The 6000-nt window shown below is 41.4% G+C and carries 6 protein-coding genes; 2 read left to right on the top strand and 4 right to left on the bottom strand.

Annotated features, from left to right (window positions below; all coding sequences use genetic code 11):
- Positions 1-156 (top strand): integrase core domain-containing protein (locus BMW71_RS24105; protein WP_143057554.1); only part of this gene is annotated, 156 nt, incomplete at its 5' end.
- Between the two features lie 459 nt (positions 157-615).
- Here the strand turns inward: BMW71_RS24105 and BMW71_RS04705 are convergent.
- On the bottom strand, positions 616-1308 hold the full coding sequence (locus BMW71_RS04705; RefSeq protein ID WP_092170047.1) for a hypothetical protein: 693 nt from the start codon (positions 1306-1308) through the stop codon (positions 616-618).
- A 196-nt stretch (positions 1309-1504) separates the two neighbouring features.
- Positions 1505-2575 carry a 6-bladed beta-propeller gene (locus tag BMW71_RS04700; RefSeq protein WP_092170044.1) on the bottom strand — a complete coding sequence of 357 codons (1071 nt, stop codon included), beginning with the start codon at positions 2573-2575 and terminating at the stop codon, positions 1505-1507.
- A 663-nt stretch (positions 2576-3238) separates the two neighbouring features.
- Here BMW71_RS04700 and BMW71_RS04695 point away from each other — a divergent pair.
- Positions 3239-4525: an IS4 family transposase gene (locus BMW71_RS04695; RefSeq protein WP_092170042.1), complete on the top strand. Its 1287-nt coding sequence runs from the start codon at positions 3239-3241 to the stop codon at positions 4523-4525.
- A gap of 273 nt (positions 4526-4798) precedes the next feature.
- Here BMW71_RS04695 and BMW71_RS04690 read toward each other — a convergent pair whose 3' ends face one another.
- Entirely contained in the window at positions 4799-5017 is a 219-nt protein-coding gene (locus BMW71_RS04690; protein ID WP_092170039.1) for a hypothetical protein, read from the bottom strand.
- Positions 5018-5069: 52 nt separating this feature from the next.
- Positions 5070-5906, bottom strand: coding sequence for a sugar phosphate isomerase/epimerase family protein (locus BMW71_RS04685; RefSeq protein WP_092170036.1), 837 nt, complete (start codon positions 5904-5906; stop codon positions 5070-5072).
- Between the last annotated feature and the right edge of the window lie 94 nt (positions 5907-6000).

Raw genomic sequence — 6000 nt, 5'->3', positions numbered from 1 at the left:
TTCAACAGGACCTTCCGTGAGGACGTACTGGATGCCTGCTTGTTTACATCCCTTGAACAGGCGCAGCAAATGACAGACGAATGGGTAGCAGAATACAATGGGCACAGACCACATCAGGCACTGGGATACCAAACGCCAACCGACTATGCCGCATAGGGTTTTCTACAGGGATCAAGCTCCCAAAATGGTTACAAAAAAAGGCTGCCAACCAGGCAGCCTAAGAAACCATTTCGGTCGGCCGATCTTATCCCTGGTAGGTTGCTCCCCAGCAGAGCCTACGTCCGTTTCAGACCGACATGGTAAAATTCAAAACAAAAAACTACATTTACAACCTGTCAAAACTCCCAGCCATTTACCGAACGAAAAAGCGCGGGGCCCGGCACAATACCGAGCCTGTCCCGATTTTTTTCGGGAGGGTGCGGCAGGGATGCGGGGCGAAGGATTTTTGTGCCTTGATCTCCTGCCTGCCGGCAGGTTTGGTACTTTTGGATCTAAGCCTGTCCTGAGCAGCGCAGCGAATCAGGGCCAAAAGTACGGAAGGATTCTGCGGTCTGATTCAGGTAGTTACGGTTGTCCTGCAATACCCTTTTATCGGTGAGCAACGTGATTTCTCCCTTACTTTATCTCAACCACATTTACATCTACCTGACAATTCTCAAGTGATATGCCATATATAATTAAAGACCGTCCAAGTTTCTCCGGATTAGACACATCCAGTTCAAAATAATATTCCCCGCTATCGGATCCCTCATAAAAATAATATTTCTCATCATGTAAACTGTTAAGGTATTTGACAAGTCCATCAATTGTCATACCTTTTGCACTTAACATTCCGTCTGATAATTCGAGTCCCTCCAGCGCGGCACCCTCCATCCGATAAATGTGAGAAGTTAATGCAACTTGATCATTCACCTGAATGCATTGGGCAGCTATCTTTTCCTCCTTCAGTTCAAAGTAAATTCCACTTTGTTGTCGTATTTCATCTGCCACTTTAATAAATAGGTCTTTGTCAACCTCCCTTCCAGAAAAACGAAGCGTAAAGTTGAATATTTCACCAATCCATTTGGGGTGCATCCTGTATTGGTAGTCTCCCCAAACTTGAGAAAAAACATAATCCAATTCACCCGTAGCTTGTCTGAAACCATCTCCGCTGCTCTGTGCTGATAATTTGGTAAAACCAAGGTCTACCGTTCTTTCCAGTTGAAGGGAATAGGTAGCTCCTTGGTAGGATGTATCAACAAGTTTTGGCGAAGAATTAGTACAATCTGTAAAAATAAGCAGAGCGGTTATGAAGGCAAGGTTTCTCATGATGCATCGGATCTATGGTAGATGTTATTAATTAAGGGGAAGTTTCGCAAGGTCAAGAATGATGCTCATAATCCCTACTCCCCAACTCCCCCAATGTCAGAGAAGGAAGCAATTTGTCTATATTAAACTCCAAACTGGCCATTATATTTTGTGTCATCATTAAATTGAATGCATTGGTTCAGGAAACCCCAAAACTTTACTTAAAACTAAGTCTATTCAACCAATATTGATAATCACCTTCATTTGAATGAATAGAAATATAATAAAGATTACCTTCATAGGATTGATAAAGACAATTATTGTTCTCGAAACTTTTCGCCTCTTTATAGGTTTTCAGAATCTCAAAATTTTCATCAATTTCATAGTATTTGTCAAAACGCTTTTTAGAAACGCCATCTTTTCCATCTTCTGGACTATACTCACCCACTTCGGCTTTAAGTATAATATGCTTACCTATTTTAAAAACACCTGTAACCAAGCTGCTCTCATTGAGCAGGTCAATCATTTTATTCCGATTATTATTTACGATATCGATAGCGCTTTCCTGAAGTTCGATTGCTCTAAACTCAGGGTCATTCCAAGTAACTATTTTTGACTCGTGGTCATCCAAATCAACAATTGTAATACTTAGTTCAGCAGGTGACGAAAAAAAAAGCTTTCCTTTTTCTTCGGCCATACCTCCCGAACAAGCCAAGATAGCCAATAACTTATGTGACTCGGTGGAAAAACCAAAATCATCCACGGATACGTGTTCTCCTATCTTAAATTTACTGACGTAAGGTCCATCAAAACCTCCCGAAGTATAAAAAAGTATATGTTCATCTTTAATCAGAAAATCCACAACAGCTTTTTTATAACCTTTATATTCATCTATTGGCTTTCCATGTAGGTCGTAAATAAGAAGTTTAAGCTGAGTGCGACACCATACAAAGACCCTTTTTCCATCAGATCTAACGATGGAGGGTTCCATAAACTCATTGGGTCCAATCCCGGAATACGCAATTTCATACACCTGCTGTCCATCAAAATTAAAAATAAAAACCTTAGAAGGATTTAGGGTAGAAACTACAAATCTACTGTCATCAATTAAGGCAAACGATGTAATTTCTCCTAACAAATCTAAATTTTCACTAAGTGCGGAAATTTTTACTTTTTCTAAAGATGAGGAATTTGAATCTATTTGGAAGTTAAACTTCCTATTTTCATTGCAGCTAAAAAGAAAGAAACAAAGAAAAATTAGCGGTGTAAATTTACGTTTTATTTTCATTAGTTATGAAATAATTTTAATGTTATCTTGACTTTTTATTATATATAATTTAACTATATTCTCTTTTATTACAGGTTTTGTATTTGTGTTTATCTTAATAATTCCATATAGATATATACTTAAAAAAAGGGTTAATCCTCCATATGGTCACCTATAATTTTCTTGAGGAAAAGCCTAGTAAATTTTCAAATATCAAAAGGGATATTTCATCAATTTTCTGGTGAGACACCATAGAAACCGCTTTTAACTATCCTTCAACGAAGGAATTCTTTGAATTTTAACCCTTTTCAAAGGACTTTAGTCAAATACACTTAAATCACATTAATTCTAGCTTAAACCCTCGAAGCATTATAACTAAAAGCAGTTTCCATGGATGAAACAACCTATTTATTTTAGGACGAACAATTATCGCTACATTTGAATTGTCCTCCTGTGGAACATGTGATTTTCGGAAATGATGGCCATCCACCTCCATACTCTACTGTAACATTCCAATATGGACAACATTGGTTAGCAAGCCCACCTGGTTGGCAATCATCACCCAATGCTATTAAGTTAAGAAAAAATGGCCTCAGGAGACAAAATAAGCCGATTTTCCTTATGAAAACCGGCCTACTTTAGGTAAATTATGTTGTCTTAAACATATAGCTATGAAGGTACAAAATACCAACCAAAACACGACGGATATATCTTGGGATTGTCCGAAAAAAAATCTTTAAAAAAATACAATCGTCTGAAAATCAGGAAAGTTACTGTTCTGACTCTGCCCATTTTTCCAGGTCTTCCCCGCTCGACTTTCAAACTGTAGTACTTTCGGTGCTCCAACTGTTCAAAGAATCCGCCGATTCTGATACTGAAGATGTCCTTTCCAAGCTGGGGAAACGAGAAGTCACCGGAAGTGCTTTCTCACAGGCGCGCTATAAAATTGAATGGCAATTTTTCTCTGATCTCTGTGCTATCAGCTCAGAAGATTATGACAGGTTCACTACTGCCAGATGGAAGGGGTACAGGGTTTTTGGTGGTGATGGAAGTACCCTAAATCTACCAGCATCCAAACAGATAAGGGGATATTTTGGAGTTCAATCCAGTAGTTCAAAGACCTCACTAGCCAGGATACTTCTTGTCTATGACGTACTTACCGGCCTTACGCTACAAGCAAGACTCGGAAGAATGAGTACCGGCGAATCCGGCTTACTCGGTGACTGCCTGTTTGAAATTCCACCCAGGCCGGATGACCTTCTGGTGCTGGACAGGAATTTTGGAAACTTCCACATGGCACACAGAATGACCTGTGAAGGAAGACCCTTCTGCATCCGGATGTCTACCGGAATATCCAACTTTGCAAAAGCCGTAATGGCCGATAGCAGGATGGATTTTATCACCGAATGGGTCCCTAGCAGATCGGAGAGGGAAACAGCCAAAACATCGGAAACGATACGGGTAAGGTTAACCAAAGCCGTTCTTGACTCAGGTGAAACCGAACTTCTGGTAAGCAGTCTACAGGATATGGAATCATTTAAAACTGAAGATCTTGTAGAACTTTATGGCATGAGATGGGGAGTTGAGGAAGGGATAAAAAATTTGAAGCCTAAGATTAAAGTAGAGCAGTTCGGATGTAGAAAGCCGCAGGGAATCTATCAGGAATTTTATGCCCATATCCTTGCCATGAACATGGTAGCACTTGCCGGTATAGCTGCTACTGAGCAGATTGAAAAGAAAAGTAGGTCCAGGAAAAAGAAACGGAAATTGACGTACAAATACAACTGGAAAAATGCTTTTCTACAACTCAGAAAAAGGATTGTGGAGTTGTTCAGCCGGGAAAGTGTGGAAAAAATACTGGAAACCCTGGTCAACAAGATAGTCCAAAAGCTGGTAGCGGTAAAGAAGGGAAGGAAATTTTCTAGAAAGGGTCTGGGAAAATCGGCAAGGACTAACCAATACTATAAATAGCAAAAAGCGGAAGGAAAGAGAAGAAAATACAACATATCGCACCAAAAATTGACACCTGCTTCAGGAGTAAGGAAGCCTATGCCCGAAACCTGATAAAAAGCCCGAAACCGGCAGGGAAAAATCAAAATTATTCCATTTTGAAACCAAAATAACAAACCAAAAAGCTTAACTTAATAGCTGAACTTCGGTATACAAATTCCAGAAAGTGAGGGATTTACTAAAAACCAGAGATAATGCTAAATCGGCACCCTTTAATACGCCGTGATTAAGGCTTCATAGCTCATCGAGGAAATCCCGGGCGGAATGTAGTTTGACTTTACCTTCCTGGTGAAGCTTTACTTCTTTCATACCCTGCCGGATATTTTCCAGAACTTCCTGCTTGTTAGGTTCCTCAAAATCCTCCGGGTCTTGGATACGAATGAAATCCAGGCTTTTCACGAAATTGAGAAAAGCGGCGGCTTTGCTGTCTTTGATGTCTAAAGTTACTTTCATAGTTGACTATTATATTTATATCAAATAGCTTTTCACCTTTTCTCTTTCCACCCTAAAACTGTCCGGCTACCCGCTTGAAGTAATCCATGCTTTCCTTTACTTCCGGCAGGTTGTTTTCCCAGTTGTGTTCGTATTCGGCGGAAAAGACGCCTTCAAACCCTTGCCGATTTAATTCGTGCAGGACCCCGGCCACATCGCAAGTGCCCGTACCCCAGGGGATATCGTGCGCATCCCGGACACCGGCTTTGTTCAGGTCTTTCATATGAAGGCTGATGATTCTTCCTTCCAGCTTGCGCAGGCTTGCTACCGGATCCAGGCCAGAGCGTACCCAGTGGCCAATATCCGCACAGACCCCCATCAGTTCGGACCGGCCTTCCAGAAAACGCAAGGGTACTTCCGGATGCCAATATAGGGAAGGCAGGGGGTGGTTGTGCAGCGCAATTTTTATCTGGTGTTCTATGGCCAACTTTTCGATCAGGTCGAATTGATTGGGCCTGGGTTCCGTGGTCAGGATGCCAATGCCCATTTCTTTGGCGAAAGCGAACAAGTCCGGCCATTCCTCATCACTGGGACTGGCTACCCCGTAGGCTACGGCTTCCATATCGTACTGTTGCATTAAGGACTTGATTTTATCCTTATCTGCCTGGGAAGCGGAAAAATGCGTGGTGGCATCACCCGCTTTGGTGATTTTTTGCCCCGGGTACAGCTCCACATACTGTACACCGATACTGTTGAGTTTTTCCAGGGTTTCTTCCATGGAAAACAGGCGAAAGGTATAGGCCTGACTGCCCAGTTTCCATCCGGAGGGTATTTCCTGCTGCGCCTGGGCAGCAAGGGTAAGGAAGGCAGTCAATGCAAGGATAAGGGAGCGAAAGAAAAAGGTTTTCATAGAGATCGGGTTTTTTGGGAAATAACGTTTTGTTAAAACTACTTATTTTTACCGAGTTCTAAAATTGGCTTACTAGCATTTAGCTGACTACGGA

This window comes from Cyclobacterium xiamenense (assembly GCF_900109255.1).
GTDB classification, from domain to species: domain Bacteria; phylum Bacteroidota; class Bacteroidia; order Cytophagales; family Cyclobacteriaceae; genus Cyclobacterium; species Cyclobacterium xiamenense.
This window is presented reverse-complemented; position numbering and strand designations above follow the sequence as displayed.